The following is a 25697-nucleotide window of genomic DNA, read 5'->3' as shown; positions in this document are numbered from 1 at the left end:
GCGGGTACCGGGCGCTCGTGACAGACTCCCGCTGTGCGAGACCTGGCGACGCTCCCGAAGGCCCACCTGCACCTGCACTTCACGGGGTCCATGCGGCCCGACACGCTGCGCGACCTCGCCGCGCAGTACGGCGTGCGGCTCCCCCACGCGCTCGTCGACGGCGACCCGCTGCGCCTGCCGCCCACCGAGCGCGGCTGGTTCCGGTTCCAGCGCCTGTACGACGCGGCGCGCGCGTGCGTGCGGTCCGAGGCCGACATGCGGCGCATCGTGCTCGAGGCGGCGCAGGACGACGCCGCGGAGGGGTCGGGGCGGCTCGAGATCCAGGTGGACCCGACGTCGTACGCGCCGTTCGTCGGGGGCATCACCCCGGCCGTGGAGATCGTGCTCGACGCCGCCCGGTCCGCGAGCGCCGCGACGGGGACGGAGGTCGCGGTGGTCGTCGCGGCGTCGCGCACGCGGCACCCGCTCGACGCGCGGACCCTCGCGCGGCTCGCGGCACAGTACGCGGGCGAGGGCGCGGGCGAGGTCGTGGGGTTCGGCCTGAGCAACGACGAGCGGCGCGGCGACACGGCCGAGTTCGCGCGCGCGTTCGCGATCGCGCGACGGGCGGGGCTCGCGTCGGTGCCCCACGGCGGCGAGCTCCTGGGCCCCGGCCACGTGCACGAGGTCGTGCGCGAGCTGGTCCCGGACCGCCTGGGCCACGGGGTGCGGTCGGCGGAGGACCGGCGCGTCCTCGACGACGTCGTGGACCGGGGGATCGCGCTCGAGGTGTGCCCGGCGTCGAACGTCTCGCTCGGCGTCTACGAGGAGGCGGGGCAGGTCCCGCTCGGCGCGCTCGTCGACGCGGGCGCGCAGGTCGCGCTCGGCGCGGACGACCCGCTGCTGTTCGGGTCCCGGCTCGCCGGGCAGTACGAGACGGCGCGGCGCGAGCACGGGTTCTCCGACGCGGAGCTCGCCGACCTCGCGCGGTCGTCGATCCGGGCGAGCCGCGCGTCGTCGGGCACCAAGCGACGGCTGCTCGCGGGCGTGGACGACTGGCTCACGGCGGGCTGACGCCCGCGTGCGCGCTGGCCGCCGGAGATCGGCGGGCTGACGCGAGCGGTCACGCGCGCGTCGCGACGACGAAGACGCGACGGAACGGCAGGAGCGTGCCTGCGCCGCGCTCCGGGTACGCGTCCCGCAGCGCGGCGGCGTACTGCGCGACGAACGCGTCGCGCAGGTCGTCGGGGAGGGCCTGGAGCACGGGGCGGGCGCCCGTCGCGGAGACCCAGCGCAGCACGGGGTCCGGGCCGTGGAGCACGTGGACGTACGTCGTCTCCCAGGCGTCGACGGTCCAGCCGAGGGTGGTGAGCGCGTCGAGGTACACCTCGGGGTCGTGCGCCGCGGGGCGCTCGACGCCCGCGGCGTGCGCCGCGTACGGGGGTCGGGCAGCGAGCTCGCGCAGGAGCCGGTGGCTCGGCGCGTCGTGGTTGCCGGGGACGGAGAACGCGAGCGCGCCGTCCGGGGCGACGTGGTCGGCGAGCCGGGGAAGCAGGTCGAGGTGGCCGGGCACCCACTGGAGCGTCGCGTTGCTCACGACGACGTCGGCGGGCGCGGGCGGCGCCCACGAGCGCACGTCCGCGAGCTCGTACCGCACCCAGGGCGCGGACGCGTCGCGCCGGGCGGCGGCCACCATGGCCGGCGACGCGTCGATCCCGGTGATCGCGGCGTCGGGCCAGCGCGCGTGCAGGAGGGGGGTCAGGTGGCCGGGGCCCGACCCGAGGTCGGCGACCGTGCGCGCGTCGACGGGGACGCGCGCCACGAGGTCGGCCATCGGGCGCGTGCGCTCGTCGGCGTGGCGGAGGTAGAGGGCAGGGTCCCAGTCGCGTGGCATGACGGCTCCGTCCTGTCGCAGTATCTAGACGTCAACAATCTTGACATCAAGATACACGCGTCGTCCCGGCTCGTCGCGCAAACTCTCATGTGCGTCTCATCCGGTTCTCCGATACTGGGTCCATGACTCGCCGGACCGTCGCGTGGCTCGTGGGGGCGCTCGTGCTCGTCCTCGCCGGTGCCGCCGCGGCGGGCGCGCTCGCCGCGCGGCCGCAGGACCGCGACGTCGGCGTGGCCGTCGTCGTGACGCCCGCTCCCCCGACCGAGACCCCGACGACGCCGGCGCCGACGCCCAGCCCGACCGACGACGACGGCGACGACGACCAGGACGACGACCGCGTCACGCCCGCCCCGCCGTCGAGCGACGACCAGGACGACGACTCGGACGCCGACACGACCGACGACCAGGACGACGACCGCGACGGCCCGGACCGGGGCGACGGGTGAGGCGCCGGGCGCGTGGCGCGGGGCTCACGGTCCGCACCCGGATGCTCGCGGCGTTCCTCGGCCTGTCCGCCCTCGCGCTGCTCCTCGCGGGCGGCGCGGCGTGGTTCCTGCAGCGCGGCCAGCTCGACGCGCGCATCGACGAGAGCCTCGTGCGGAGCGCGAACGAGCTCCGGCGGATCGCGGGCTCCGGCGTGAACCCCGTGACGGGCGAGCCGTTCCGGTCCGCCGAGGACGTCGTCGTCGCGTCGATCCAGCTCACCGTGCCCGCCCAGAACGAGGGCGTGCTCGGGCTGCGCGAGGGTCGCACGCCGCTCGTGTCGCAGCAGGACGTGCGCCTGCGCCTCGAGGAGGACGCCGAGCTCGTCGCCGCGCTGTCGCCGCTCGTGGCGGGCGACCACGTGGTGCTGCGCTCGGTCGGGACGGCGACCGCGGACTACCGCGCGCTCGTCGCGCCCGTGCGTGCGACTGGGGCGGACGGCGCCGGGCCGCCCGCGGCACTCGTCCTCGCCTACGACCGCTCGGCGGAGCACGCCGAGTTCGCCCAGGTCTTCCGCACGTACGCCGTCGTCGCGCTCGGCGCGCTCGTGCTCATCGGCGTCGTCGGCTGGGTCGTGGCCGGCCGGCTCCTGCTCCCGATCCGCACGCTCTCGCGCACCGCGCAGCGCATCGGCGAGACCGACCTCTCCGCGCGGATCCCGGTCACGGGCAACGACGACCTCTCCGACCTGTCCCGCACCGTGAACGGCATGCTCGACCGGCTCGAGGGCGCGTTCGACTCGCAGCGCCGGCTCATCGACGACGTCGGGCACGAGCTGCGCACGCCCCTCACCGTGGTGCGAGGCCACCTCGAGCTCATGGACCCCCACGACGCGACCGACGCGACCGAGACGCGCGACCTCGCGCTCGACGAGCTCGACCGCATGAACCGCCTCGTGGACGACCTCGTGACGCTCGCGACCGCCGGGCGCCCGGACTTCGTGCGCCCGCTCGACACGGACCTCGGGCGCCTGCTCGACGACGTCCACGACAAGGTCCGCACGCTCGGCGACCGGCGGTGGCTCGTCGACGCGCGCGCGGACGTCGCGGTGCGGGCCGACGCGCAGCGCCTCACGCAGGCGCTCCTCCAGCTCGCGGCCAACGCGGTGAAGTTCTCGGCGCCCGGGTCGGCCGTCGCGCTCGGCTCGGCCGTGTCCGACGACGGCGCGCGCGTGCGCGTGTGGGTCCGCGACGAGGGCGTCGGGATCGCCCCCGAGCAGCAGGAACGGATCTTCGAGCGGTTCGCGCAGGCCACCACGCCCGGCGCGGCGCACCCCGAGGGCGCCGGGCTGGGGCTCGCGATCGTCGCCGCGATCGCCGACGGCCACGGCGGCCGCGTCCACGTCGCCTCGACGCCAGGCGTCGGGTCGACGTTCACGCTCGACCTGCCGCTCGTGCCGGTCCCCGGGCAGGCCCCCGGGCCGACCGGTGACGCGGTAGCCCCGTACGGGGCGACCGCGCCGACCGCACCCACGGCGCCGTCCGCCGCGACCCCCGAGCTGCCGCCCGACACGCCGGACGCGCAGCCGACCAGCCCGGGGTCGGGCTCCGAGACCCGCACCCCGACCGGCAGCCGGAGCGGCACCGAGAACGACACCCAGAGCAGCACCGAGTCCGGCGCCGAGACCGGCACCGACCACGACGGAAGGACCACCCGGTGAGCCAGATCCTCGTCGCCGAGGACGAGACCCGCATCGCGGCGTTCGTGGCCAAGGGGCTGCGCGCCGCGGGCTACGCGAGCACCACGGTCGCGACGGGCCGCGAGGCGTTCGACCTCGCGAGCACCGGCGACTTCGCGCTCCTCGTGCTCGACCTCGGCCTGCCGGACCAGGACGGCTTCACCGTGCTGCGCCGGCTGCGGGAGACCGGGAACGCGATCCCCGTCATCATCCTCACGGCACGCACGTCCGTCACGGACACCGTCGCCGGGCTCGAGGGCGGCGCCGACGACTACATGGCCAAGCCGTTCCGCTTCGAGGAGCTCCTCGCACGCATCCGGCTCCGGCTGCGCAGCGAGCCCGCGGGCGAGGTCACGGTGCTCACGCACGGTGCGCTGAGCCTGGACCTGCGCACTCGGCGGGCCCGGACGTCCGACCGCGAGGTCGACCTCTCTGCGCGCGAGTTCGCGCTCGCCGAGGCGTTCCTGCGCAACCCCGGCCAGGTCCTCAGCCGCGAGCAGCTCCTCTCGCGCGTGTGGGGGTACGACTTCGACCCCGGCTCCAACGTCGTCGACGTGTACGTGCGGTACCTGCGCAACAAGCTCGGCGCGGAGCACTTCGTCACCGTGCGCGGGATGGGCTACCGTCTCGCGGACGCGCCGCGGCGCTCCTGAACCGACGACGACGCCCGCCCCGGGGGCCGGGGCGGGCGTCGTGCGGGCGCGGACGGCGAGGCCCGGGCCCGGTCAGGTCGCGGACTGCGGCGACGGCGGGGTCACCGGGCTGGCCGGCGTGCTCGCCGTCTGCGCGGTGCCCGCGGTGTCGGCCGTCGGGGCGGTGTTCGCCGTCTGGCTCGTCACGGCGGAGGCCGCCGTCGTGGGCGACGCGGACGTGTTCGCGGAGCCCGCGGTGACCGTCGTGATCGACGTCCCGTTCTGGACGTCCGTCGGGCTCGGGGTGGCCGACGCGGTCGCCGCGGCCGTCGCGGCGTCGGACGTCGTCACCTGGACCGACGGGGAGACGACCGCCTCGTCGGGGGCGTCGAGCGCGCCCTGGGCGGCGGCCATCGTGGCCCCGAGACCGACCGCGCCGAGCGCCCCGGTGACGATCCATGCGCTGCGTGCCTTCATGGTGCTTCTCCTTCGTCCGATGGTGCGCACGACCCCTCGGCCGTGCAGGTCTCGAGCCTCCCGCTCACGCGTGAGACTCCGAGGAGGTCGTCATGAGAGTGCTCTCAGGAACCGGCAGCAGCCCGTCGGCGACCGCGAGCCAGGCCTCCGCGAGCTCGCGCGAGCCCGCGCCCGGCACGAGGGACAGCACGACGCCCGCGGCCCGGGCGCGCAGCCCCACCGGGTCGACGGCGGTCCCGAACACCGCGAGGCACCGCTCGACGAGCCCGCCCACGCCCCCGTACACGGTCGGCGCGAGCGCGGGCAGGACGGCGAGGTGCCCGACGAGGCACGCGAGGTCGTCCACGCGGTGGCCCGGCCCGAGCGTGTCCACGTCGAGCAGCGCGGCCACGCGCGGCCGGGCCGTCGCCCCCGGGACGTCGACAGCGTCCGGGCCCGCTTCGAGCAGGACGTTCGCCTCGTAGAAGTCGCCGTGCGTCGCGACGACGGGGCCCGGGTCGCGCGTCGCGACCGCGTCCCCGACGGCGCGCGCCACGTGCCGCACCCGCTCGGCGTCGAGACCGTGGACCGCGAGCGCCGACGTCGCGTAGTGCTCCACGCGCTCCGCCCACGCGGGCCGACGGCGCAGCGTCGTCGCGCGCTCCGGCAGCGCGTCGAGCGCACGGAGCAGCTCGTGCGGGTCGATCGCCTCGGGCTGCGCTTCCGGTCCCGATGCCGCGAGGTGCTGCGCGAGCGACGGGCCGCGCGCCTCCTCGAAGACCACGAGGCCGTCGTCGTCCCGAGCGAGGCACCGCGGGGCGCGCACGGCCCCGTCCTGGAGGAGGTCGTGGCGGCGCGCGAGCGCGCGCGCCCGGCCGGGCCGGACGACCTTGACGTAGAGCGTGCGCGAGGGCGTCCGGGCGCGGAGCACCGCGCGGCGCAGGGGACGGTAGGCGACCATCGCCACGGACTCGACGGACTCGCCCGGGGCGAGCACGCCCGCGTCGTCCAGGCGGCGCGTGAGCCCGGGTGCGTCGCACGCCGCGGCGAGCGCGGGCAGCGCCGGGTCGGCCGGGTGCCGCCACACGTGCACGACGCGCGGCCCGTCCTCCAGGCGCGCGACGCCCGGCCCGACGGCGTCCGGCGGCAGGGGTGCCGTCGTGGCGAGCAGGTACGCGGTCGCGTCGACGGTCGCGACCGCCCCGCCGGGCCGGGTCGGGAGCGTGCGGCGCGCGACGACGTCGTACCCGACGGTGACCTCCGCGCCGGGGCGCGCGTGCACCTGGTGCACGCGCCACGTGCCGAGCGCGGCGCCGTCGGCCCCGAGCGCCGCGTCGAGGAGGCCGCCCGCGTCGGGACCGGTGAGCAGGTCGAGCCAGGCGCGCTGGTCGGGGACGGCGGGGGCGATCGTCATGCGCCCAGGGCACCGTGCGCGCGTGGAACGGCGGTGAGAGCCCGATGAGAGTCCTCTCATCGAGTCCGCCCGCGGCGCCATGCGGCCCTTGACCCGCGCACGGGTCCGTGGGAATGTATCGATGTGTTGATACAAAGCGTCTCCGAGGAGCCGGGCGGGGTCAACATGTTCGTCCCCGCCGCGTACGACCTGCTGTGGAGCGTCGTCGCCCTCGCCGTACTCGCGGGCGTCGGCGCCCTCGTGGTGCTCGTCGTGCGCGCGCTGACGCGCGAGCCGGCGCCCGCCCTGCACGGGCTCGCGGACGGGGACCCGGTGCGCTGCGCCGCCCGACGGCACGCGACGACCGTCAGCGTCGCCGCGGCGACCGCCGCCGCGCTCGTGGGCGCCGTCCTCGTGCAGGCCGTGACGACCGCCGTCGGCGGCCTCGCGGAGGGCGTGCTCGTGGGGCTCTCCCCCGCGCTCGTCGGCCTGGCGTTCCTCGGGGCGCACGCCGTCGGCGAGCGCACCTGGCCGCGCCAGCGCACGGCGGTCCGGGCGGCCACGCTGCGCCCGCGCACGGTGTCCGACGTCGCGCCGCGCGGCCTGCGCCGCCTCACCTGGGCCCTCGGTGCCCTCGTGCTCGTGCTCACCGCGGTCGGCGGCCTCACCGCCGGGTCGGACGGGCGGTCCGTGACGCGCGTGCTGGGCGACGTCACGTCGACGACCAGCCCCTACCCCGGGTGGTTCTACGGCGCCTGGCTCGCGGCCGGCGCCGTGCTGCTCGTGGCCGGCGCGGAGGGCGTGCTCCGGCTGGTCGCGCGCCGCCCCGCCGTCCCGCGCGTCGAGCCCGGGTGGGACCTCGCGCTGCGTCGCGCGTCCGCGCACCGGGTCCTGCGCGGCACCCAGCTCGCGCTCGGACTCACCGCGGCCGGCACGCTCGCCTACGGCGCGAACGCCGCCGCCCGGGCGGGCTACCCCGGGGCGGTCGTGCTCGTGGTCGTCGCCGTCGGGATCGCCCTCGTGGCGGTCGCCGTCGGCGTGCGTCCCGCCCCCGACCCCGACGCTGAGGTCGCCGCCCCGGCGTCCGCGGGGCACGGGCGTCGCGATGGGTGAGCTGCGCGTCGAGATCGACCTGCGCACCGGCCTCGCCCCGTACGAGCAGATCCGGAGCCAGGTCGTCGCGCACGTCGCGGCCGGGCGGCTGCGCGTCGGGGACCGCCTCCCCACGATCCGCGCGCTCGCGACCGACCTCGGTCTGGCCCCCGGGACGGTGGCCCGCGCGTACCGGGAGCTCGAGGCGGCCGGGGTCGTCACGACGCGTCGCCGGGCCGGGACGGTCGTCGCCGACGGCGTCTCCCCCACGGACGTCGCCGCGCGCCACGCCGCGCACGAGCTCGTGCGCGCCGGCCGCGAGGCCGGGCTGTCGGACGACGCGATCGTCGACGTCCTGCGCGGCGCGCTGCTCGGCGCGCACCGCCCGGAGCAGGGCGCGCCGCACTGACCTCCGGCACGGACCGGGCACCGACCGGCGCCACAGACCGTGCGTCACGACCGGGTCACGATCCGCCGAGAAACCGGCGCCGTCGTCCGACCGGGCGCGGCGGACGGCGCATGATGGACCATCGCGGCGACGCCGCGGCAGACGAAGGGGGACCAGGTGGAGCAGGGAACCGTCCGCTCGCCCACGACGGCGAGCGCGCCCGCGACCGGCGCGCGACCGACGGCGGCACCGCGCCGTCGCGGGCCCGTCCGGCGGGTGGTCGCGCGCGCCGTCGTGCCCGCGCTCGCCGCCGCGCTGGCCCTCGCGGGCTGCCAGGCGGGCCTGCCGGACATGGAGCCCAGGCGGACGCCGTCGGCCTCCGAGAGCCCGACCTCGCCGGAGCCGACGAGCCCGAGCCCGTCCGCGCCCACCACGGCGCCGGAGCCCACCCCCACCGAGACGCCCGAGCCCGACCCGACGCCCACCGAGACGCCCGAGCCCAGCACGCCGCCGCCGGCCGCCGAGCCCACGCCCACGCCGACGCCCGAGGCCCCGCCGGAGCCGGTCGAGCTCGCGCGCGGGGCGACCGGCGAGCGGGTGGTCGCCCTCCAGCAGCGCCTCGCCGACCTCGGCTACTTCATCGGCGCGCCCGACGGCGACTTCGGCGGCGGCACCCAGCAGGCCGTGTGGGCCCTGCAGAAGGCGGCGGGCCTCTCGCGCGACGGCGTCGTCGGGCCCGCGACCCAGGCCGCGCTCGACGAGGGCGTCACGCCGCAGCCGCGCAGCGGGTCGGGCAAGGTCGTCGAGATCGACCTCGACCGCCAGCTCCTGCTCGCCGTCGAGGACGGTCGCGTCGTCACGGTGGTCAACGCGTCGTCCGGGAACGGCGAGTCGTACGAGGCGAAGGGGCGCACCTACCGCGCGAGCACGCCGCGCGGAACGTTCCAGGTAGGCCGCCAGGTCGACGGGAACCACTCGTCCAGCCTCGAGCTCGGCGACATGTGGCGCCCCAAGTTCTTCACCGGCGGGATCGCGGTGCACGGCTCGGGGTCGATCCCGCCGTGGCCCGCGTCGCACGGGTGCGTCCGCGTCGCGAACTCGGCCATGAACTGGCTCTGGGACACCTGGCGCGCCGACCCCGGCACCACCGTCCTCGTCTACTGAGCCGAGCCCCCGGTGCGCTGAGTGCATGACTTCGTCGCGGCGGCGGGATCCGAACGCGACGAGATCATGCACTCAGCGACGGGCGGGTCAGAGCGCGACGCCGACGAGCACCGGCTCCGGCACGAGCTCGACGCCGAACGCCTCCACGACGCCGTCGCGCACCGCGCGCGCGAGCTCGACGACGTCCTCCGCGCTCGCCCCGCCGCGGTTCGTCAGCGCGAGCGTGTGCTTCGTCGACAGCCGCGCGAGGCTCGACGGGCCGTGCACGCCGAACCCCTTGGTGAAGCCCGCGTGCTCGATGAGCCACGCGGCCGACGTCTTCACGAGCGTCGGGTCGATCTCGCCGAGGCTCGGGCCGGTGGTCCGGGTCGGGGTCGCCGTGCGGACCGGGTACCGCGGGGCCTCGGCCGGGAGCAGGTCCGCCTGCTCGGCAGGGACGACGGGGTTCGTGAAGAACGACCCGGCGCTCCAGCGGTCGTGGTCAGGCCCCGCCGCGGGGTCGACGTCGGGGCCGACGCCGTCGAGCAGCATGCCCTTGCGCGCGCGCAGGGAGAGCACCGCGGCGCGCACGTCCGCGCTCGGCGCGCGGTCCCCGACCTGGACCCCGAGCGTGCGTGCCAGCTCGGGGTACGCGACCGGCGCCGACAACGACCCGAGCCGCGCCTGGAAGCCCACGTCGAGCACGACGTAGCGGGGCGACGGGTACCAGGGACCGTCGTCGTCGGACCCGGCGCCGGCGTCCACGTGCATGCTGCGCTTGAGCAGCGACGTCCGGTAGCCGAACGCGAGCTCGCCCAGGGCGAGCGTGCGCACGCGCGATCGTGCGCGGTCCCAGACCCGCACGGTCGAGACCACGCCCGCGACGTCCTGCCCGTACGCGCCGATGTTCTGGACCGGCGCCGCGCCGACGGTGCCGGGGATGCCCGACAGCGCCTCGACCCCGACCCACTCCTCCGCGACCGCGCGCGCCACGAGCTCGTCCCAGTCCTGACCCGCCGGGGCGTGGAAGCTCGCGCCCCCGCACGAGTCCTCCGCGTCGACGGTGATGCCGCGCCGCAGGTCGCGCACGACGACGCCGCCGAAGCCCTCGTCGCCGACGAGCAGGTTGGAGCCTCCGCCGACCACGAGGAGCGGCTCCCCCGCCTCGTCGGCGGCCCGGACGATCTCCAGCAGCTCGGCCTCGCTGTGCGCCTCGACGTACCGGTCCGCCGGCCCGCCAACGCGCAGCGTCGTCAGCTCGGCGAGCGACGGCGTCCCGACGGCCTCGGGACGCAGCCCCGGGGCGGTCCCGACGATCTCGGGCAGGTCACGGTCCACGGGGGCGGCAGGTTCGCAGGTCACCCGTCCAGCGTAGTTCGGGTTCCCCGTCAGTCGGCGCGCCCCGCGCGGTCCGCGCCCTGGGCGGCCTGCTGGCCCGCGGCACCGGCGGCCGTGGGGAGCGGACGCGTAGCGCCGACGACCAGCAGGCCGACGACGACGGGCACGGCGATCACGAGGAGCGCCCCGCGGTAGCCGACGTGCTCGGCGAGGAACCCGATGAGCGGCGGCCCCATGAAGAACGCGGAGTACCCGATCGTCGCGACGACGCTCACGCGCACGGCGGCGCGCGCGGGGTCGTCGGACGCGGCACTCATCCCCACGGGGAACCCGAGCGCGGCACCCATGCCCCACGCGACGACGCCGACGAGCGCGACCCAGAGGTTCGGGGACAGCGTGAACACGAGCAGACCGAGCAGCGCGAGCGCGGCGCCCAGGCGCAGGACGGCGACGCGGCCGTAGCGGTCGAGCAGGCCCGTCCCGAGCAGGCGCATCCCGGTCATGGCGGTGAGGAACACGGCGAGCCCGACGGCGCCCATCGCGTCGGACGTGCCGAACCCGTCGACGACGGCGAGGCTCACCCAGTCGTTCGCGGCGCCCTCGGTGAGCGCGGCCGCGAGCACGACGAGCCCGATGAGGAGGGTGCGCGGCTCGGTCCACGCGCTGAGGGCCCCGCGCTCGTCCTTGCCCGTGCCGTGCGACGCCCCGCTCCCGGCTGAGGCGGCGGGGTCGGCACCGGCGGCGTCCTCGACGGCGTCGGCGACCGCGTGCTCCACCTTGCCCGCGGGGAGGAAGAACCGCACGCACCACAGGACGCCGACGAGGCTCAGCACGACGGCGGCCGTGAGGTGCACCTGGACGGGCACGTGCAGCGCGGCCATGAGCGCGCCGACGCCGGCGCCGGCCATGGTGCCGAACGAGAACCCGGCGTGGAAGCGCGGCATGATCGCCTTGCCGAGCCGCTGCTCGACGGCGGCGCCCTCGAGGTTCATCGCGGCGTCCCACACGCCGGTGCCGATCCCGGCGAGGAACAGCCCGACGCGCACGACGACGTCCTCCCCCGTCGCGACGCCCGTGACCGCGGTGACGAGCCCGACGACGTTGGTCACCGCGAAGACCGTCACGGCCTTCGAGGCACCGAGCCGCTGGACGACCATCCCGGACAGCGGCAGCGCGAGCAGCGACCCCACCGCCATGAAGAGCAGCAGGAGGCCCATCTGCGCCTCGGTGAAGCCGAGCGAGTCCCGCACCGCGGGCAGGCGGGAGGCCCACGTCGCGAAGTTGAACCCGTTGAGGAAGAAGACCGCGAAGACGGACCAGGTGGCGAGGGCGACGACGCGGCGGTCGGGTCGGGCGGTGGTCATGCGGAGATCTCCTCGCGGCGGTGCGACGGGCGGGTGCGGGGGCGGCGGGACGCGGCCCGGTGGGCGGTGGCGGAGGCGCCCGCGCGGACGCTGCGCCACGGGCGGCGGCGACGGGCGCCGTCGGCCGGGGCGGGGGCGCCCACGGCGTCCGGGGCGCCGTCCGCGCCGGGGGTCGGGACGTCCACCGGACCATCCTGCACCGCGACGGGTGCGGCGTCGTCGGTGCCGCGCGCCGGGCGCGCCGCGCGGGCAGCGGCGGTGCCCAGGGGCGCCACCTGGCGCGCGAGGAGGACGCTGAGAACCATCGCGGCGACGATGAGGACGAGCGCGTGGCGCGCGCCCATCGCCTCGGCGGCGAGGCCGAGGAGCGGCGGCGCGGCGAGCGACGCCATCGAGGAGAACGCCGACACGACCGAGACACGGCTCGCGGCCCGCAGGGGCTCGTCGGACGCCGCGGCGATCCCGACGGGCACCGCGAGCGCGGCGCCGAAGCCCCACAGGACGACCCCGACGGCCGCGAGCGGGAGCGTCGGTGCGAACCCGAAGAGCACGAGACCGGCGATCGACGCGACGCCCGACGCGCGGAGCACGGTGACGCGGCCGAACCGGTCGATGAGGCGCGTGCCCGCGAGGCGCATGACGGTCATGGCGGCGACGAACGTACCGAAGACGACCGCGCCGACGGCCTCGGTCTGGGCGAACCCGTCCACGACGGCGAGGGACAGCCAGTCGTTGGCGGAGCCCTCGGAGAGCGCGGCCGAGAGGATGACGAGACCGATGAGCAGCGTGCGCGGCTCGCGCCATGCCGACAGCGCGGCGCCGAGCCGGGCGCCGCGCCGGGCGAGGCGCGCGCGCAGGCCCGCCGTCTCGACGTCGACGACGGCGTCGCCGAGCGCGTCGACCGGGGCCGGCGCCGCGGTGCCGCGGGCGGGGGTCCGCGTCGGGAGGGTGTCGTGGACCGTGGCGGGGATCGCGGCGAGCCGCCACACCGTGGCGACGACCCCGGTCGCGACGAACTGCACGACGACGGGCACCTCGGCGTGCGCGCACGCCGCGCCGACCAGCGAGCCCACGACGGCGCCGACGGAGAACGCGGCGTGGAACTGGGGCAGGATCGTGCGCCCGACGCGCCGCTCGATGCCCGCGCTCTCCACGTTCATCGGCACGTTGCCGAGCGAGAACGCCATGCCGTTGACGAAGATGCCCACGGCGAGGAGCGCGACCGACCCGGTGGCGGGGCCGAGCCCGAGCAGGAGGAACGCGACGCCGAACAGGCCCGCCGAGACGGCGAACGCGACCCGGCCGCCGAACCGCGTGACGAAGGGTCCGGCCGCGGTGACCGTGAGGAGCGCGCCGACGGCGCCCGCGAGGAGCACGACGCCCAGGTCTGCGGGGCCGAGGCCGAGCGCGTCGCGCACGGAGGGGAGGCGCGCGAGCCAGCTCGACATCATGACGCCGTTGAGCGCGAACACCCCGAGGAGCACCCAGCGGGCCCTGGCCAGGGCGCGGGCGTCGGACTCGGGGCCGGACGAGAACTGCGCAGCACCTCCTCGAATCGATTCGATCCGACGGACGAGAGTGCGCTTCGAATCGATTCGAGGCATGGTCACCAGTGTGCGGGTACGCTGGCCGCGCGTCAATCGAGAATCCCGCGCCCGCGGGAGGCAGGGAGCGTGATGAGCGACACCCCCGGGAACCGGGAGCCCGCGGCGCCCGCCGCGCCGGCTCACCGGCCCACGCTCGCCAAGGTCGCCGAGCTCGCGGGGGTCTCCGTCTCGACGGCCTCCCTCGCGTTCTCCGGCGCCGGGCCGATCACCCCGGAGACCCGCGCGCGCGTGCTCGACGCCGCGAAGGAGCTCGGGTACACCGGACCGAACCCGCTGGGCCGCCAGCTCCGCTCGGGCCGGTCGGGCGTCGTCGGGGTCGTCGTCGGCGACCAGCTGCGCCGCGCGTTCCGCGACCCCGTCGCCGTCCAGGTGCTCGACGGCCTCGTCTCGACCCTGGGCGAGAACGGCCTCGGCGTGCTGCTCATCCCCGGTATCCCGTCCGACGACCCCGCACGCGCCGTCGACCCGCTCGTCGAGAGCGCGGCCATGGACGTCGCGGTGCTCGTGTGGGGCGTCGGCACGGACGACGCGACGCTCGCCGCGCTCCAGCGGCGCGGCGTGCCCGTCGTCGTCGGCGAGGGCCGCCCCGTCGATGGCGCCCCGCTCGTCCTCATCCACGACCGCGCGGGCACCGCGGACGCCGTGCGGCACCTGGTCGAGCTCGGGCACACGCGCATCGCCGAGGTCTCGCTCCCCCTCGACACGTCCGACCGCAGCGGACCGCTCGACGCCGCGCGGCTCGCGCAGGTGGACCGGACCCCGACGGCCAACCGCCTCGCGGGCGTGCGCGACGTCGTCGAGCCGGTCGCGAGCTGGGAGACCGAGGCCTCGCTCGTCGAGCACGGCCGCTCCGCCACGCTCGCCCTGCTCGGCCGCCCCGCGGCCGACGGGACGACCGAGCCGGCCGACCCCGCGACCCGGCCGACCGCCGTCATCGCCCACTCCGACCTCCTCGCCGCGGGCGCGCTGCTCGCCGCGCGCGAGCTCGGGCTGCGCGTGCCCGACGACGTCTCGGTCGCGGGCTTCGACGGGCTCGACCTCCCGTGGCTGGCCCCCGACGTGCTGACGAGCGTGCACCAGCCGCTCGCGCGCAAGGGCGCCGAGCTGGGGCTGGCCGTCATCCGCCAGCTCGCGGGCGAGGCGCCCACCACGGTCGAGCTCGACGTCGAGCTGGTGGTGGGGACGACGACGGGCCCCGCCCCCACCACCTGAGCCCGCGCGTCAGCCCAGCCGGCCCGGCTGGAGCGGGTTCGCGCGCGCCGCGGCGAGCAGGTACCACGACGTCGCGCCGACGTGCTGGACCTGGAAGTACCCGAAGCCGAACCCCGAGTCGAGCAGGCTCGACGCCGCGACGACGCCCGCGCGCTCGGGCAGCGGCGCGCCCCCGATCGTCTGACCGGCACCGACGCCCTCCTGCACGCCCTGGACCTCCCGCAGCAGGCCCTCGGCGCGGACCCGGTCGTCGTCCCGCTCGCAGCCCCGGCGCCCCCGCCGCCGGTCGTCGCGGCTCCCCCGCCCGCGCGCCCCGCGGTCCGCGAGCGCCGACGCGAGCTGCGCCGTCCCCTCCAGCCACACGCCCTGCGGGTGCACCGGCAGGTCGTTGTACGAGGCCGTCGACGTGAGGCTCGCGCTCGAGAACGTCACGCCCTCGACGACCGTGCCCGCGGGGAGCTGCGACACCCCCTCGCCCGCGACGTCGCGCGCGGCCAGCGCGTCGTCCGCCCAGTCCAGGGCACGGGCGTAGCGCCGCTCGCGCAGCGCGAGCCACCCCCACGTCTGCGGGTCGAGCGGGAGCGGGTCCCGGTTGATCTCGGTGCCGTCGTTCGTGCCGGTGTAGAGGTAGCCGCCCTCGGGCTCCCACATGCGGTCGACGAACGCGCGCGCGTGCTCGGCGGCACGGCTCCAGCGCCGGTCGCGCGTCACGTACCCGAGCTGGCGGAAGAACGCGACGCAGTCGACGTTGTGCTCGGTCGAGCCGTTGGGGATCGGGACGTTCGCGCCGTCCACGCCGAACGAGAACCCGCCGAGGGGCGCCTGCGACCACGTGTGCGCGACGATCCACTCGCCGATCCGCCGGGCGGCGTCGAGGTAGCGTCGCTCGCGCGTCACGGCGTGCAGGTGCAGCAGGGCGATGCCCGGCCACGCCATGTCCCCGACCGCCGTCCCGAGGAAGCCGAACTGCCACCCGACGTTCGCCGTCCCGTCGGGGAGCACGAGCCCGTGCTCCTGCGGCGTGCCGTCGTAGAACGTGTAGGGACCGACGTTGTACGCCTGCCGGAGCCGGCCGTCGTCGTGGTCGGGGTCGTGCTCGAGCGCGAAGACGAGCCCGTCGCCGAGCGCCCGCGCGCGGTCGAGGTGGCGTCGCCCCGCGGTGAGCGTCGCGAGGATCGCGAGGGCGTTGTCGTAGACGAACGCGGTGGAGAACAGCCCGAGCTGGTCGGCGTAGGACTGCGCGAGCCGCGGGCCGGGGTTCACCTCCGGGTAGGCGTCGGTCGCCGCGGCGAGGAAGCCGTGGGCGCGCTGGACCGACGCCGCGCGGCCCCGCGCCGGGACGCCGGCAGTCTGCCCGACGGCGCCCGTCGCCGCAGGCAGGGTCGCACCCGAGCGGGCCGCCGCCGGGGTCGCGGTCAGCCCCGCGAGCGCGAGCGCGCCGCCGAGGGCGAGGACGGTGCGTCGGTCGACGCCGCGAGCGGGACCGGGGTCGTGCGCGGTGAGGTCGGGCCGTCCAGAGCGGCCGTCGAGCTGGGTCATGAGCGTCTCCTTCGACGTCGTGAGTGGCGCGACCCACCATAGTGGGAGCGCTCTCACGGCGAAAGGGGTGTGCCGAGGCGAGACGTATCGAACCCGGTGCGCCGCATCGCACGCCGGAGACTCAACCTTCGGGAGCCCTCGCGCGTGTGACAGTCATGACCGTGAACGCGATCGCCCTCTCGGCCGACGACCAGCCCGACGAGAGCCCACCACCCGACGCCCTGCTCCCCGTCGTCCGGGTGGTCACGTCGCACGAGCAGGAGTTCAGCGACTTCATGGCGAGCGCCGCTCCCCGGCTCGCGCGCACCGCGTGGCTGCTGTGCGGCGACGCGCACCTGGCCGACGAGCTCGTCCAGCAGGCCCTGACCCGCACGTACCTGCACTGGCGCACGGCCCGTGAGCGCGATCCCTACGCGTACGCCCGCCGCACCCTCGCCAATCTGCGGGTCGACACGTGGCGCCGCCGACGACGGGAGGTGCTCGTCGCGCCGCCCGACCTACCCGAGACGGCGAGCGACGCCCGGGCCGACCAGCACGCCGAGCGGGACGCCCTCGTCCGCGCGCTCGCGACGCTCACGGCCCGCCAGCGCCGGGTCGTCGTGCTGCGCCACCTCGTCGGGCTGAGCGAGAGGGAGGTCGCCGACGACCTCGGCGTCTCCGTCGGCACCGTGAAGTCCACGGCGTCCCGCGGGCTCGGACAGCTCCGCTCCGTCCTCGGCACCGCCGGCGCGCCGCACCACCGCCCCACCGACCGGACCGACAGGAGGCAGCCATGACCGGCACCCTTCCGACCGACGACGAGACGTTCGTGCGCGCGCTGCGCGCACGGGTCGACACGCTCGCCCCCCGCATCGACGTCGACACCGACCGCGTGCTCCCGACGGCCCGCCGCAGCCGACGACGGCGCCGCACCGTGGTCTCGGGCCTGTGCGCGCTCGCGATCGTCGCCGGCGGGGTGGGTGCGGCGTCCTACTGGTCGGAGCCCAGTCCCACGCACCCGTCGCAGATCGCTCCGGCGAGCGGCGGCGACGCCGCGGCGCCGGTCCCCGACGGGAGGCCGCAGGGCAACGGCCCGGCCGACGGGCCGTACTGGCGCGTCCGCACCCTGACGACCAGCACGGAGACGACCAGCGACGGACGGACCGAGGAGCGCTCGCAGGGCATCACGTACTGGACCGCGCGTGATCCGGAGGGCGACTCGTACCGAGCCTTCGAGGGGGACGACGCCATGGAACCCTCGCCCGGCTCGACGTTCGGGTCGCTCGTCATCGACGGGGAGCACGTCCGGCTCGGCTGGGACGAGCTCGCCACGCTCCCGACGGACCCGGCGGAGCTCGACGCGCTCCTGCGCGACAGCGTCCGGGCGGAGGTCGGGACCGTGAACGAGGACGCGCTCGCCCAGAAGACGTGGAACCTGTTGCACAGCGGCCCCACCTCGCCCGCCGTGCGCGACGGGCTCTGGGCGACGCTCACCGGGCTGGCGGCCAGCACCCCGCTCGGCGCCGTCCAGGACACGCAGGGGCGTACCGGGGAGGGCCTCGAATGGGTCGGCCAGGACCAGAGCAACCGGATCGTGCGGCTCGTCTACGACACGGCGGAGCACCGGCTCCTCGAGCTCACCTTCGACGTCGATCTCGGCACGTCCGGCTCCGAGCCCACCGCCGACGCCCCGACCGCGGGGTCGGACGGCGACGGCGCCGCCGCACTGCAGCACGTCGTGCTGCACACCACGTATCTCGACGAGGGAGAGGTCGCCGGGCCGCCCCCGGCGAGCGGCGGCCCCGACTGCTGGAAGACCTGCTGAGTCCTCGAGACGACGAGGGCGCCGCACCCGGCCGGGTGCGGCGCCCTCGTGGCGTCAGGAGCGCGTGGTCGCCCCGGGCGACCGCGGGTCAGAGGCGGACGACGGCCTGCGTCTTGCCGAGCACGCGTGCGCCCTCGAACGTGACCGTGAGGTCGACGCGGACGGTGCCCGCCTCGCCGTCGATCGCGCCGACGGTGCCCGTCACCTCGAGCGTCGCGACGCCCGGGTTGGGCACGGGCACGGGGCGGGTGAAGCGCGTCTGGTAGTCGACGACCGCGCCCGGGTCACCGGCCCAGTCCTCCACCAGCGCGACGGCGGCCCCCATGGTGAACATGCCGTGCGCGATGACGCCCGGCAGGCCGACCTCGGCCGCGAACGCGTCGTTCCAGTGGATGGGGTTGAAGTCGCCGCTCGCACCGGCGTACCGCACGAGGCGGGCGCGGTCGACCTCGACCGTGCGCGTGCCGATCACGTCGCCGACGGAGAGGTCGGCGAGGACGGGACGGGTGACGTCGGTGCTCATGCGCCCTCCCCGCGGACGGCGAGGGTCGAGGTGACGGTCGCGACCGGCTCGGCGCCGGCGTCGGACAGGGCCGCGATCTCGCAGCGCGTGGTGACCATCGCGAGGCCGGCTCGCTCGACGATCGAGTCCACGTGCAGCACGGTCACGAGCTCGTCGCCCGCGACGATCGGCCGGTGATGCGTGAAGCGCTCGTCCGCGTGGACGACGCGCGAGAAGTCGATGCCCGCCTCCGGGTCCTCGATGAGCTGCCCCTCCGCCCGCTGGGCGACGACGACCGCGAAGGTCGGAGGTGCGACGAGGTCCGGATAGCCAGCACCCCGCGCCGCCACGAGGTCGTGGTGCACGGGGTGGGTGGCGCCGACGGCGCCCGCGAACTCGCGCAGCTTCTCGCGCCCCACCGAGTACGGCGCGTTGGCGGGGTACTCGCGGCCGACATAGGCCAGGTTGACGCTCACTGCGGGTCGCGGGCGCGGAGCCGGAGGCTCAGCGGGTCTCGCGGTGCGCGGTGTGCTTGCCGCAGCGCGGGCAGAACTTCGCGAGCTCCAGGCGGTCCGGGTCGTTGCGACGGTTCTTCTTCGTGATGTAGTTGCGCTCCTTGCAGTCCACGCAGGCCAGCGTGATCTTGGGGCGAACGTCAGCGCTCTTGCTTGCCACGGTAGTGAGCCACCTCTCGCGCCTCCGGAGGGCGCATGTGCTGTGCAGGTCGCACGACGCCGGCCGCCGTACGAGGTTGTCGAAAGTGGTAGCGGAGGCGGGGATCGAACCCGCGACCTCACGATTATGAGTCGTGCGCTCTAACCATCTGAGCTACCCCGCCGCGTGACTGAACGCGAGGTCGCCTTGCAGTATTCCAGCAAGACGACCCCGCGTCACCACAGAGCCCCGAAAGGGAATCGAACCCTTGACCTTCTCCTTACCATGGAGACGCTCTGCCGACTGAGCTATCGGGGCAGCGCGGAAAACTCTACACGGAACATGGCGCCGAGAGAAATCGGCGTCGTTCCGCCGTTTCCGGGCCGTCGGACCGTGCCGGCGACGCGCTCGCGGGGCACGCCCCACGCACCGGACCGGCACGACGACGGGGCGCCACCCGTGGGTGACGCCCCGTCGCTCCGGTGGCAGGTGAGGGATTCGAACCCCCGAAGGCTGAGCCGTCTGATTTACAGTCAGATCCCTTTGGCCGCTCGGGCAACCTGCCGTGTGGAGTTGTCGCTCGCCGGTGGACGCTGCACCAGGTGCAGCCCCTGCCGTGCGGGCGAGCCAACGATACAGCCCGAGCGGACCAGGTGCGAAATCCGCGTGTGGGCGCCCCTCCGTACAGTGGTGCGGTGACCCACCCCTCCCCCGCGCCGGACCACCTCCCCGGCACCGGGACGCCCGCGCCCCCCGACGCCCCGTCCGTCCCCGCCGCACCGTCCGACGCCGCGGCACCCGCGCCGTCGGGCACGGACCGCGGCGCACCCGCCCCGACGGACCGCTGGGGCCTGCTGCTCGGTGCCGGCGCGTTCTTCCTCTGGGGCGCGATGCCCCTGTACTTCCCGCTCCTGGAGCCGGCCGCACCGCTCGAGATCATCGCCCACCGCGTCGTGTGGAGCCTGCTCTTCTGTCTCGTGCTGCTCGCCGCGACACGCCAGCTCGGGGGCTTCGTCGCCGCCCTCCGGTCGCCCCGGACGCTCGGGACGCTCGCCGTCGCCGCCGTCCTCATCGTGACGAACTGGACGGTCTACGTGTACGGCGTCCTCTCCGGCCACGTGCTGGACGCCGCGCTCGGGTACTTCATCAACCCGCTCGTCACCGTGCTCCTCGCCGTGGCGGTCCTGCGCGAGCGGCTGCGGCCCGCGCAGTGGGTCGCGGTCGGCGTCGGCGCGGCCGCCGTCGTCGTCATCAGCACCGGTGCCGGCGGCCTGCCGTGGATCGCGCTCGTCCTCGCCGGCTCGTTCGGCCTCTACGGCCTGGTGAAGAACCGCGTGGGCCGCACTGTCGAGGCGCTCCCGGGGCTCGCCGTCGAGACGGCGGTGCTCACGCCCGTCGCGCTCGTCTACCTCGGGTGGCTGGGCGCCACGGGAGCCGGCACGTTCGGCACCGAGGGCGTCGGGCACGCGCTGCTGCTCGCCTCCGCCGGGATCGTCACGGCCCTGCCGCTGCTGCTGTTCAGCGCGGCCGCCCGGCGGCTGCCGCTGAGCGTCGTCGGCCTCCTGCAGTACCTGGGCCCCGCGCTGCAGTTCCTGTTCGGCCTGCTCGTGTTCCACGAGCCCATGTCGCCGACGCGGTGGGCGGGCTTCGGGCTCGTCTGGCTCGCGCTCGTCGTGCTGTCGGTCGACGGCCTGCGCACCGCCCGGGCGACGCGCCTCGCGGCCCGTCGCTGAGCACGCTCGACTACGGTGGGACCCAGCACCGTTCCCGGCCCGAGAGAGGACCACCCATGGCCGACTCGTCGTTCGACATCGTCAGCAAGGTCGACCGCCAGGAGGTCGACAACGCGCTGAACCAGGCCGCCAAGGAGGTCTCGCAGCGCTACGACTTCCGCAACGTCGGCGCGTCGATCGCCTGGAGCGGCGAGACGATCGTCATGGTCGCCAACTCGGCCGAGCGCGTGCTCGCGATCCTCGACGTGTTCGAGACCAAGCTCATCAAGCGCGGCATCTCGCTCAAGTCCCTCGACACGGGCGACAAGGAGCCCAAGGCGTCGGGCAAGGAGTACCGCCTCGTCGCGACCCTCAAGGAGGGCCTGTCGAGCGAGAACGCGAAGAAGATCACCAAGATCATCCGCGACGAGGGCCCCAAGGCCGTGAAGACCCAGATCACGGGCGACGAGGTGCGCGTGACGAGCAAGTCGCGCGACGACCTCCAGACCGTCATCGCGCTGCTCAAGGGCGCCGACCTCGACGTCGCGCTGCAGTTCACGAACTACCGGTAGCCACCGTGACCGTGCCCGACGGCGGCCCGCGCCCGGTCGCGCCGGGCCGTCCCGCCGCGTCGCCGAGCGGGCTCCCGCGCGTCGTCGCGACCGACCTCGACGGCACGCTCCTGCGCTCCGACGGCACCGTCTCGGAGCGCACCCGCTCCGCCCTGCGCGCGGCCGAGCACGCGGGCGTCGAGGTGGTGTTCGTCACCGCCCGGCCGCCGCGCTGGCTCGGCGCGCTGGCCGACGTCGTGGGCGGGCACGGGCACGTCATCTGCCTCGGCGGGGCCGCCGTCTGGGACCTCGCGACCGCGAGCCCGCTCGACGTGTGCGGCTTCACGGACAGCGAGGCCTCGACGCTCGTCGAAGACCTGCGGGCCGCCGTCCCGGGCGTCGCGCTCGCGTTCGAGCGCGTCGACGGCCCGACCTTCGACCCGGGCTTCCGCTCCACGCCGGACGACGACGCCGACGTCGTCGCCGTGGTCGAGACGACGCTCGGCCACGACGACGCGCCGGGCGACGCGGGACGGCAGCCCGTCGGCAAGATCCTCGCGCGCGACCCCGCCGTGCCCGTCGAGGACGCCCCCGCGACGCAGCCGGTCGTCGTCGCGGACGGGCAGACGACGGCGCAGGAGACGTTCTTCGCGCGCGTGCGCGACGCCGTCGGGGACCGCGCCCACCTCGCCTACTCCGGCGCGGCAGGGCTCGCCGAGCTGCTCGCCCCGACGGTCACTAAGGACGCCGCGCTCGCGCGCTGGTGCGCGCGCCTCGGCGTCGAACCGCACGACGTCTGGGCGTTCGGCGACATGCCCAACGACCTGCCCATGCTGCGCTGGGCAGGGCGCTCGTTCGCCGTCGCGAACGCGCACCCCGACGTGCTCGCTGCGGCGACCGACCGCACGGGCTCGAACGACCACGACGGCGTCGCGCGCGTCCTGCTCGACGCCGTCGAGGCCCTGCGCGGCGCGCCGAGGAGGACGACGGCCCGCTGAGCGCGGCCACCGCGCTCCAGGCCCTGCACTCCGGTGCGGGCCGGTCAGTGGTACGTGATGCCGCCGTAGCCCGGGCCGTGGCCGGCCATCGCCTCGAGGCGCTTGATGCGCTCCGCCATCGGCGGGTGGGTCGCGAACATCTTGCCGACGCCCGCGCCGCGGAACGGGTTGGCGATCATGAGGTGCGAGACGTCGACGAGGTCGCGGTTCTGGGGCAGCGGGGCGCGCTGCGTCCCGGCGTCGAGCTTGCGCAGCGCGGACGCGAGCGCGAGGGGGTCGCCGGTGAGCTTCGCGCCGTCCTCGTCCGCGTCGTACTCGCGCGTGCGCGAGATCGCGAGCTGCACGAGCATCGCCGCGATCGGCGCGAGGACCACCATGGCGATCGCCGCGAGCGGGTTGCCGCCGCGGTCGCGGTCGCCGCCGAAGATCAGCAGGAACTGCGCGAGCGACGTGATGACCCCGGCGAGCGCGCCCGCGACCGACGACGTGAGGATGTCGCGGTTGTACACGTGCATGAGCTCGTGCCCGAGGACGCCGCGCAGCTCGCGCTCGTCGAGCAGGCGCAGGATGCCCTCGGTGCAGCACACGGCGGCGTTCTTCGGGTTGCGACCCGTCGCGAACGCGTTGGGCGCCTGGGTGGGCGAGACGTACAGGCGCGGCATCGGCTGGCGCGCCTCGGTCGAGAGCTCGCGCACGATCCGGTACATGGCGGGCTGCTCGAGCTCGCTCACCGGGCGCGCGTGCATCGCGCGGATCGCGATCTTGTCGGAGTTCCAGTAGCCGTAGAACGTCGTGACGAGGCCGATGCCGACGAACACCCACAGCAGGTTCGCGCGCGCGCCGAACAGGGCCCACAGGCCCAGGACGATGGCCCACATGACGCCGAACAGGCCCGCCGTCTTGAGACCGTTGAAGTGCTGACGCCCCACGCTGTGCTCCCTTCCGCGCCCCGGGCCCGCCCGCGCGGTGTGCCGGGCGCCCGACGGGCGCCGACCCTGCCGACGCCCACCTGGATGAACGCCCGAGGCGACCGTCCCGTTCCCGGGCGGGGCGACGGCGTCGGGCACCCGCGACGAGGGAGGTCCCGGACCACGCCCGGGACGACGACGGCGCCCCACCCGGTGCGGGTGGGGCGCCGTCGGGCGTGCGGCCGGGGCCGGGTCAGCCGGCCTGCGACTGGCCGCGCGCGACGCGGATCATGTCCTCGCGCGGCACGACCTTGATGCGCTCGCGCCCGTGCGGCTCGCCGAGCGAGCGCTCGTACGCGTCCAGGAGCTCCCAGCCCGACCACTCGATCGGGTCGACGCCGCGCTCGCGCAGGAAGTCCAGGACGGCCTCGGGCTCGCCGAGCGGCGCGACGCGGCCCGCCGTGAGGTCGGCCGCCGCGACGTCGCCGCCGTCGCCCGCGCCCGTGACGTCCTCGACGAGGTGCCGGACGGTCTCGGACGCGTCGGACTTCGTGTGCCCGATGAGGCCCACGGGACCGCGCTTGATCCAGCCCGTCGCGTAGACGCCGGGGAGGTGCTCGCCGTCGATGTCGACGACGCGGCCCTCGCGGTTGGGGATGACGCCCTTGAGCTCGTCGAAGGGGATCTCCGGGAGCGGCGAGCCGAAGTAACCGACCGCGCGGTACACGGCCTGGACGGGCCACTCGTGGAACTCGCCCGTCCCGGACACCGTGCCGTCGCCGTTGAGACGCGTGCGCTCGGTCCGCAGCGCCTCGACCTTGCCGTCGCCGAGGACGGCCGACGGCGCGTGGAGGAAGTGCAGGTGCAGGCGGCGCGACGCCGTGTTCTCGCTCGGGTCCTTGAGCGTCCAGTCGGTGAGGGTCTTGACGACCTGCTTCGTCTGGTTCGAGGAGCTGATGGCGGCCATCGAGCCCTCGTCGAACTCGAAGTCCTCCGGGTAGACGATGACGTCGACGTCCGGGACGTGGCCCAGCTCGCGCAGCTCGAGCGGCGAGAACTTGGCCTGCGCCGGGCCGCGGCGCGCGAAGACGTGCACGTCGGTGACCGGCGACGCCTTGAGCGCCTCGTAGACGTTCTGCGGGACCTCGGTCGGCAGCAGGTCGTCCGCGTGCTTGGCGAGCACGCGCGCGACGTCGAGCGCGACGTTGCCGGCACCGAGGACCGCGACCTGCTGGGCCTCGAGCGGCCACGTGCGCGGGACGTCGGGGTGGCCGTCGTACCAGGACACGAAGTCCGCCGCGCCGTAGGAGCCCGGGAGGTCGATGCCCTCGATCGGGAGCGCCGCGTCACGGATCGAGCCGGTCGAGAAGATCACCGCGTCGTAGTACTGGCGCAGGTCGTCCAGCTTGAGGTCGACGCCGTAGTCCACGTTCGCGAGCAGGCGGATGTCGCCGCGGCTCAGCACCTTGTGGAGCGCGACGATGATCTGCTTGATGCGCGGGTGGTCCGGCGCGACGCCGTAGCGCACGAGGCCGAACGGCGCGGGCAGGCGCTCGAACAGGTCGATGCTCACGTCGAGGTCGGTCTTGGACAGGATGTCCGCGGCGTAGATCCCGGCGGGACCAGCGCCGACGATCGCGACGCGCAGTGGACGGATGCTGCTCACAGGACAGGGCGCCTTCCGGTCGAGGACGGGGGTCTCTCCCGCGCGGCCGACGGGCCGTTCCGCGTCGACCGGTGGGTACCGGCCGCAGGAGACCTCTCGATTGTACGACTGGGGTGAGGGTCGCCTCACTCGGACCCTCTCCTCCGTGACCAGCCTGACACCGGTCTCGCCTGCTGGATACCCCGTCTTGCGGTCCGGGCGAATGTAACGCCGGGGGTCAGCGGTCGACGCGGAGGCTCTCCTGGACCGCGCGGATCTCCCCCGCGGCCCACGGGTGCTGCGTCAGCGTGCACGTCCCCGTCGTCTGCACGAGGTCGGCCACGGGGCCGCGCGGGACCACGACGGTGCGCACCGCCTGCACGAGGACCGTGCCCCCGCCCCCCTTGAACGACGCCTCCAGCCAGCGCCCCGGCAGGCCGTCGACGTCCACCTCGCCGCCGTCGAGCTCGCGCAGGCGCGGCATCGGCCGGAGCTTGCGGAGCACCTCGGCGTGCGCGTCGTCGAGCGTCTGCTCCGCCCGGATCCGCGACACCGTGACGATGACGTTCGGGTTGAACTCCCCCGGCTCGACCTCGCGGCCGAGCGCGAGCGGCAGGCCCACGTGCGGGAGCGGGACCCACCTCTCCGGCGCGACCACGCGCACCCCCACGGGCGCGGGGAAGTCGTCGCTCGGGTAGCGCAGCTCGGTCATGCGTCAGGTCCTC

Annotated in this window: 26 protein-coding genes and 3 tRNA genes; 13 read left to right on the top strand and 16 right to left on the bottom strand. The window is 75.6% G+C overall.

The genetic code is table 11. The features are described 5' to 3' along the window. Positions 1-33: 33 nt before the first annotated feature. Positions 34-1053, top strand: coding sequence for an adenosine deaminase (locus BXA05_RS11220; RefSeq protein ID WP_076405078.1), 1020 nt, complete (start codon positions 34-36; stop codon positions 1051-1053). A gap of 49 nt (positions 1054-1102) precedes the next feature. Here the strand turns inward: BXA05_RS11220 and BXA05_RS11215 are convergent, their stop codons facing one another. Continuing rightward, positions 1103-1873: a methyltransferase domain-containing protein gene (locus BXA05_RS11215; RefSeq protein ID WP_076405077.1), complete on the bottom strand. Its 771-nt coding sequence runs from the start codon at positions 1871-1873 to the stop codon at positions 1103-1105. Positions 1874-1995: 122 nt separating this feature from the next. On the opposite strand from BXA05_RS11215, the gene BXA05_RS11210 reads away from it, so the two are divergent. From BXA05_RS11210 to BXA05_RS11200, 3 genes are read left to right on the top strand one after another with little or no spacing between them, the layout of a single operon-like run. Then, positions 1996-2319, top strand: a complete 324-nt coding sequence (locus BXA05_RS11210; protein WP_076405076.1) for a hypothetical protein — start codon at positions 1996-1998, stop codon at positions 2317-2319. A gap of 41 nt (positions 2320-2360) precedes the next feature. After that, positions 2361-4016, top strand: coding sequence for a sensor histidine kinase (locus tag BXA05_RS11205; protein WP_143311134.1), 1656 nt, complete (start codon positions 2361-2363; stop codon positions 4014-4016). Further along, positions 4013-4687, top strand: coding sequence for a response regulator transcription factor (locus BXA05_RS11200; RefSeq protein WP_076405074.1), 675 nt, complete (start codon positions 4013-4015; stop codon positions 4685-4687). The genes BXA05_RS11205 and BXA05_RS11200 overlap by 4 nt, the downstream gene beginning before the upstream one ends. A gap of 72 nt (positions 4688-4759) precedes the next feature. Here BXA05_RS11200 and BXA05_RS11195 read toward each other — a convergent pair whose 3' ends face one another. Both BXA05_RS11195 and BXA05_RS11190 read right to left on the bottom strand, forming a co-directional pair. Then, complete coding sequence (locus tag BXA05_RS11195) at positions 4760-5143, bottom strand: hypothetical protein (protein WP_076405073.1); 384 nt, start codon at positions 5141-5143, stop codon at positions 4760-4762. Between the two features lie 64 nt (positions 5144-5207). Then, on the bottom strand, positions 5208-6536 hold the full coding sequence (locus BXA05_RS11190) for an aminoglycoside phosphotransferase family protein (RefSeq protein WP_076405072.1): 1329 nt from the start codon (positions 6534-6536) through the stop codon (positions 5208-5210). Positions 6537-6701: 165 nt separating this feature from the next. Between BXA05_RS11190 and BXA05_RS11185 the strand changes: the two genes are divergently transcribed. The 3 genes from BXA05_RS11185 to BXA05_RS11175 all read left to right on the top strand — a co-directional run bounded on the left by BXA05_RS11185 (position 6702) and on the right by BXA05_RS11175 (position 9159). Continuing rightward, positions 6702-7628, top strand: coding sequence for a hypothetical protein (locus tag BXA05_RS11185; RefSeq protein WP_076405071.1), 927 nt, complete (start codon positions 6702-6704; stop codon positions 7626-7628). Beyond that, positions 7621-8016: a GntR family transcriptional regulator gene (locus tag BXA05_RS11180; protein WP_076405070.1), complete on the top strand. Its 396-nt coding sequence runs from the start codon at positions 7621-7623 to the stop codon at positions 8014-8016. The genes BXA05_RS11185 and BXA05_RS11180 overlap by 8 nt, the downstream gene beginning before the upstream one ends. Positions 8017-8172: 156 nt before the next feature. Further along, positions 8173-9159, top strand: a complete 987-nt coding sequence (locus BXA05_RS11175) for a L,D-transpeptidase family protein (protein WP_244550444.1) — start codon at positions 8173-8175, stop codon at positions 9157-9159. Positions 9160-9246: 87 nt separating this feature from the next. Here BXA05_RS11175 and BXA05_RS11170 read toward each other — a convergent pair whose 3' ends face one another. The 3 genes from BXA05_RS11170 to BXA05_RS11160 form a co-directional block, all read right to left on the bottom strand. Next, on the bottom strand, positions 9247-10464 hold the full coding sequence (locus BXA05_RS11170) for a UDP-N-acetylmuramate dehydrogenase (RefSeq protein WP_076405303.1): 1218 nt from the start codon (positions 10462-10464) through the stop codon (positions 9247-9249). A gap of 62 nt (positions 10465-10526) precedes the next feature. Beyond that, positions 10527-11840 (bottom strand): MFS transporter, encoded by a 1314-nt coding sequence (locus BXA05_RS11165; RefSeq protein ID WP_076405069.1) that lies wholly within the window; start codon positions 11838-11840, stop codon positions 10527-10529. Then, positions 11837-13444 (bottom strand): MFS transporter, encoded by a 1608-nt coding sequence (locus tag BXA05_RS11160; RefSeq protein ID WP_083711872.1) that lies wholly within the window; start codon positions 13442-13444, stop codon positions 11837-11839. Before BXA05_RS11160 ends, BXA05_RS11165 begins: the two co-directional genes overlap by 4 nt. A gap of 72 nt (positions 13445-13516) precedes the next feature. On the opposite strand from BXA05_RS11160, the gene BXA05_RS11155 reads away from it, so the two are divergent. After that, positions 13517-14659, top strand: a complete 1143-nt coding sequence (locus BXA05_RS11155; protein ID WP_076405067.1) for a LacI family DNA-binding transcriptional regulator — start codon at positions 13517-13519, stop codon at positions 14657-14659. A 9-nt stretch (positions 14660-14668) separates the two neighbouring features. Here the strand turns inward: BXA05_RS11155 and BXA05_RS11150 are convergent, their stop codons facing one another. Beyond that, positions 14669-16198 (bottom strand): YyaL domain-containing protein, encoded by a 1530-nt coding sequence (locus BXA05_RS11150; protein ID WP_076405066.1) that lies wholly within the window; start codon positions 16196-16198, stop codon positions 14669-14671. 161 nt (positions 16199-16359) lie between these two features. On the opposite strand from BXA05_RS11150, the gene BXA05_RS11145 reads away from it, so the two are divergent. Continuing rightward, a complete protein-coding gene (locus BXA05_RS11145; protein ID WP_370670917.1) occupies positions 16360-16974 on the top strand; it encodes a SigE family RNA polymerase sigma factor in 615 nt (204 codons plus the stop codon). Then, a complete protein-coding gene (locus BXA05_RS11140) occupies positions 16971-18002 on the top strand; it encodes a hypothetical protein (RefSeq protein WP_076405064.1) in 1032 nt (343 codons plus the stop codon). The genes BXA05_RS11145 and BXA05_RS11140 overlap by 4 nt, the downstream gene beginning before the upstream one ends. 88 nt (positions 18003-18090) lie before the next feature. Here BXA05_RS11140 and BXA05_RS11135 read toward each other — a convergent pair whose 3' ends face one another. The 6 genes from BXA05_RS11135 to BXA05_RS11110 all read right to left on the bottom strand — a co-directional run bounded on the left by BXA05_RS11135 (position 18091) and on the right by BXA05_RS11110 (position 19723). Next, a complete protein-coding gene (locus BXA05_RS11135) occupies positions 18091-18525 on the bottom strand; it encodes a MaoC family dehydratase (protein ID WP_021482901.1) in 435 nt (144 codons plus the stop codon). Beyond that, on the bottom strand, positions 18522-18980 hold the full coding sequence (locus BXA05_RS11130; protein WP_076405063.1) for an FAS1-like dehydratase domain-containing protein: 459 nt from the start codon (positions 18978-18980) through the stop codon (positions 18522-18524). The genes BXA05_RS11135 and BXA05_RS11130 overlap by 4 nt, the downstream gene beginning before the upstream one ends. 28 nt (positions 18981-19008) lie before the next feature. Then, a complete protein-coding gene (rpmG, locus tag BXA05_RS20070; protein WP_021482899.1) occupies positions 19009-19179 on the bottom strand; it encodes a 50S ribosomal protein L33 in 171 nt (56 codons plus the stop codon). 86 nt (positions 19180-19265) lie between these two features. Beyond that, a tRNA-Met gene (locus BXA05_RS11120) sits at positions 19266-19342 on the bottom strand. 61 nt (positions 19343-19403) lie between these two features. Next, positions 19404-19476, bottom strand: a tRNA-Thr gene (locus BXA05_RS11115). Positions 19477-19641: 165 nt separating this feature from the next. Further along, positions 19642-19723, bottom strand: a tRNA-Tyr gene (locus BXA05_RS11110). Positions 19724-19853: 130 nt separating this feature from the next. On the opposite strand from BXA05_RS11110, the gene rarD reads away from it, so the two are divergent. Genes rarD through BXA05_RS11095 form a run of 3 tightly spaced genes read left to right on the top strand, consistent with a single transcriptional unit; the run spans position 19854 to position 22419 of the window. Next, complete coding sequence (rarD, locus tag BXA05_RS11105) at positions 19854-20891, top strand: EamA family transporter RarD (RefSeq protein WP_076405062.1); 1038 nt, start codon at positions 19854-19856, stop codon at positions 20889-20891. 56 nt (positions 20892-20947) lie between these two features. Beyond that, on the top strand, positions 20948-21442 hold the full coding sequence (locus tag BXA05_RS11100; protein WP_043654125.1) for a YajQ family cyclic di-GMP-binding protein: 495 nt from the start codon (positions 20948-20950) through the stop codon (positions 21440-21442). A 5-nt stretch (positions 21443-21447) separates the two neighbouring features. Beyond that, positions 21448-22419 (top strand): HAD family hydrolase, encoded by a 972-nt coding sequence (locus tag BXA05_RS11095; protein WP_342065193.1) that lies wholly within the window; start codon positions 21448-21450, stop codon positions 22417-22419. A gap of 44 nt (positions 22420-22463) precedes the next feature. On the opposite strand, the gene htpX is transcribed toward BXA05_RS11095, so the two are convergent. The 3 genes from htpX to BXA05_RS11080 all read right to left on the bottom strand — a co-directional run bounded on the left by htpX (position 22464) and on the right by BXA05_RS11080 (position 25684). Beyond that, positions 22464-23348 carry a zinc metalloprotease HtpX gene (gene htpX, locus BXA05_RS11090; protein ID WP_021483666.1) on the bottom strand — a complete coding sequence of 295 codons (885 nt, stop codon included), beginning with the start codon at positions 23346-23348 and terminating at the stop codon, positions 22464-22466. 232 nt (positions 23349-23580) lie between these two features. After that, positions 23581-24993, bottom strand: a complete 1413-nt coding sequence (locus tag BXA05_RS11085; protein WP_034653179.1) for an FAD-dependent oxidoreductase — start codon at positions 24991-24993, stop codon at positions 23581-23583. Between the two features lie 217 nt (positions 24994-25210). Beyond that, entirely contained in the window at positions 25211-25684 is a 474-nt protein-coding gene (locus BXA05_RS11080) for an LpqN/LpqT family lipoprotein (protein ID WP_021482524.1), read from the bottom strand. Positions 25685-25697: the final 13 nt, after the last annotated feature.

The organism is Cellulosimicrobium funkei, assembly GCF_900155925.1.
In the GTDB taxonomy this organism is placed as follows: domain Bacteria; phylum Actinomycetota; class Actinomycetes; order Actinomycetales; family Cellulomonadaceae; genus Cellulosimicrobium; species Cellulosimicrobium funkei.
This window is presented reverse-complemented; position numbering and strand designations above follow the sequence as displayed.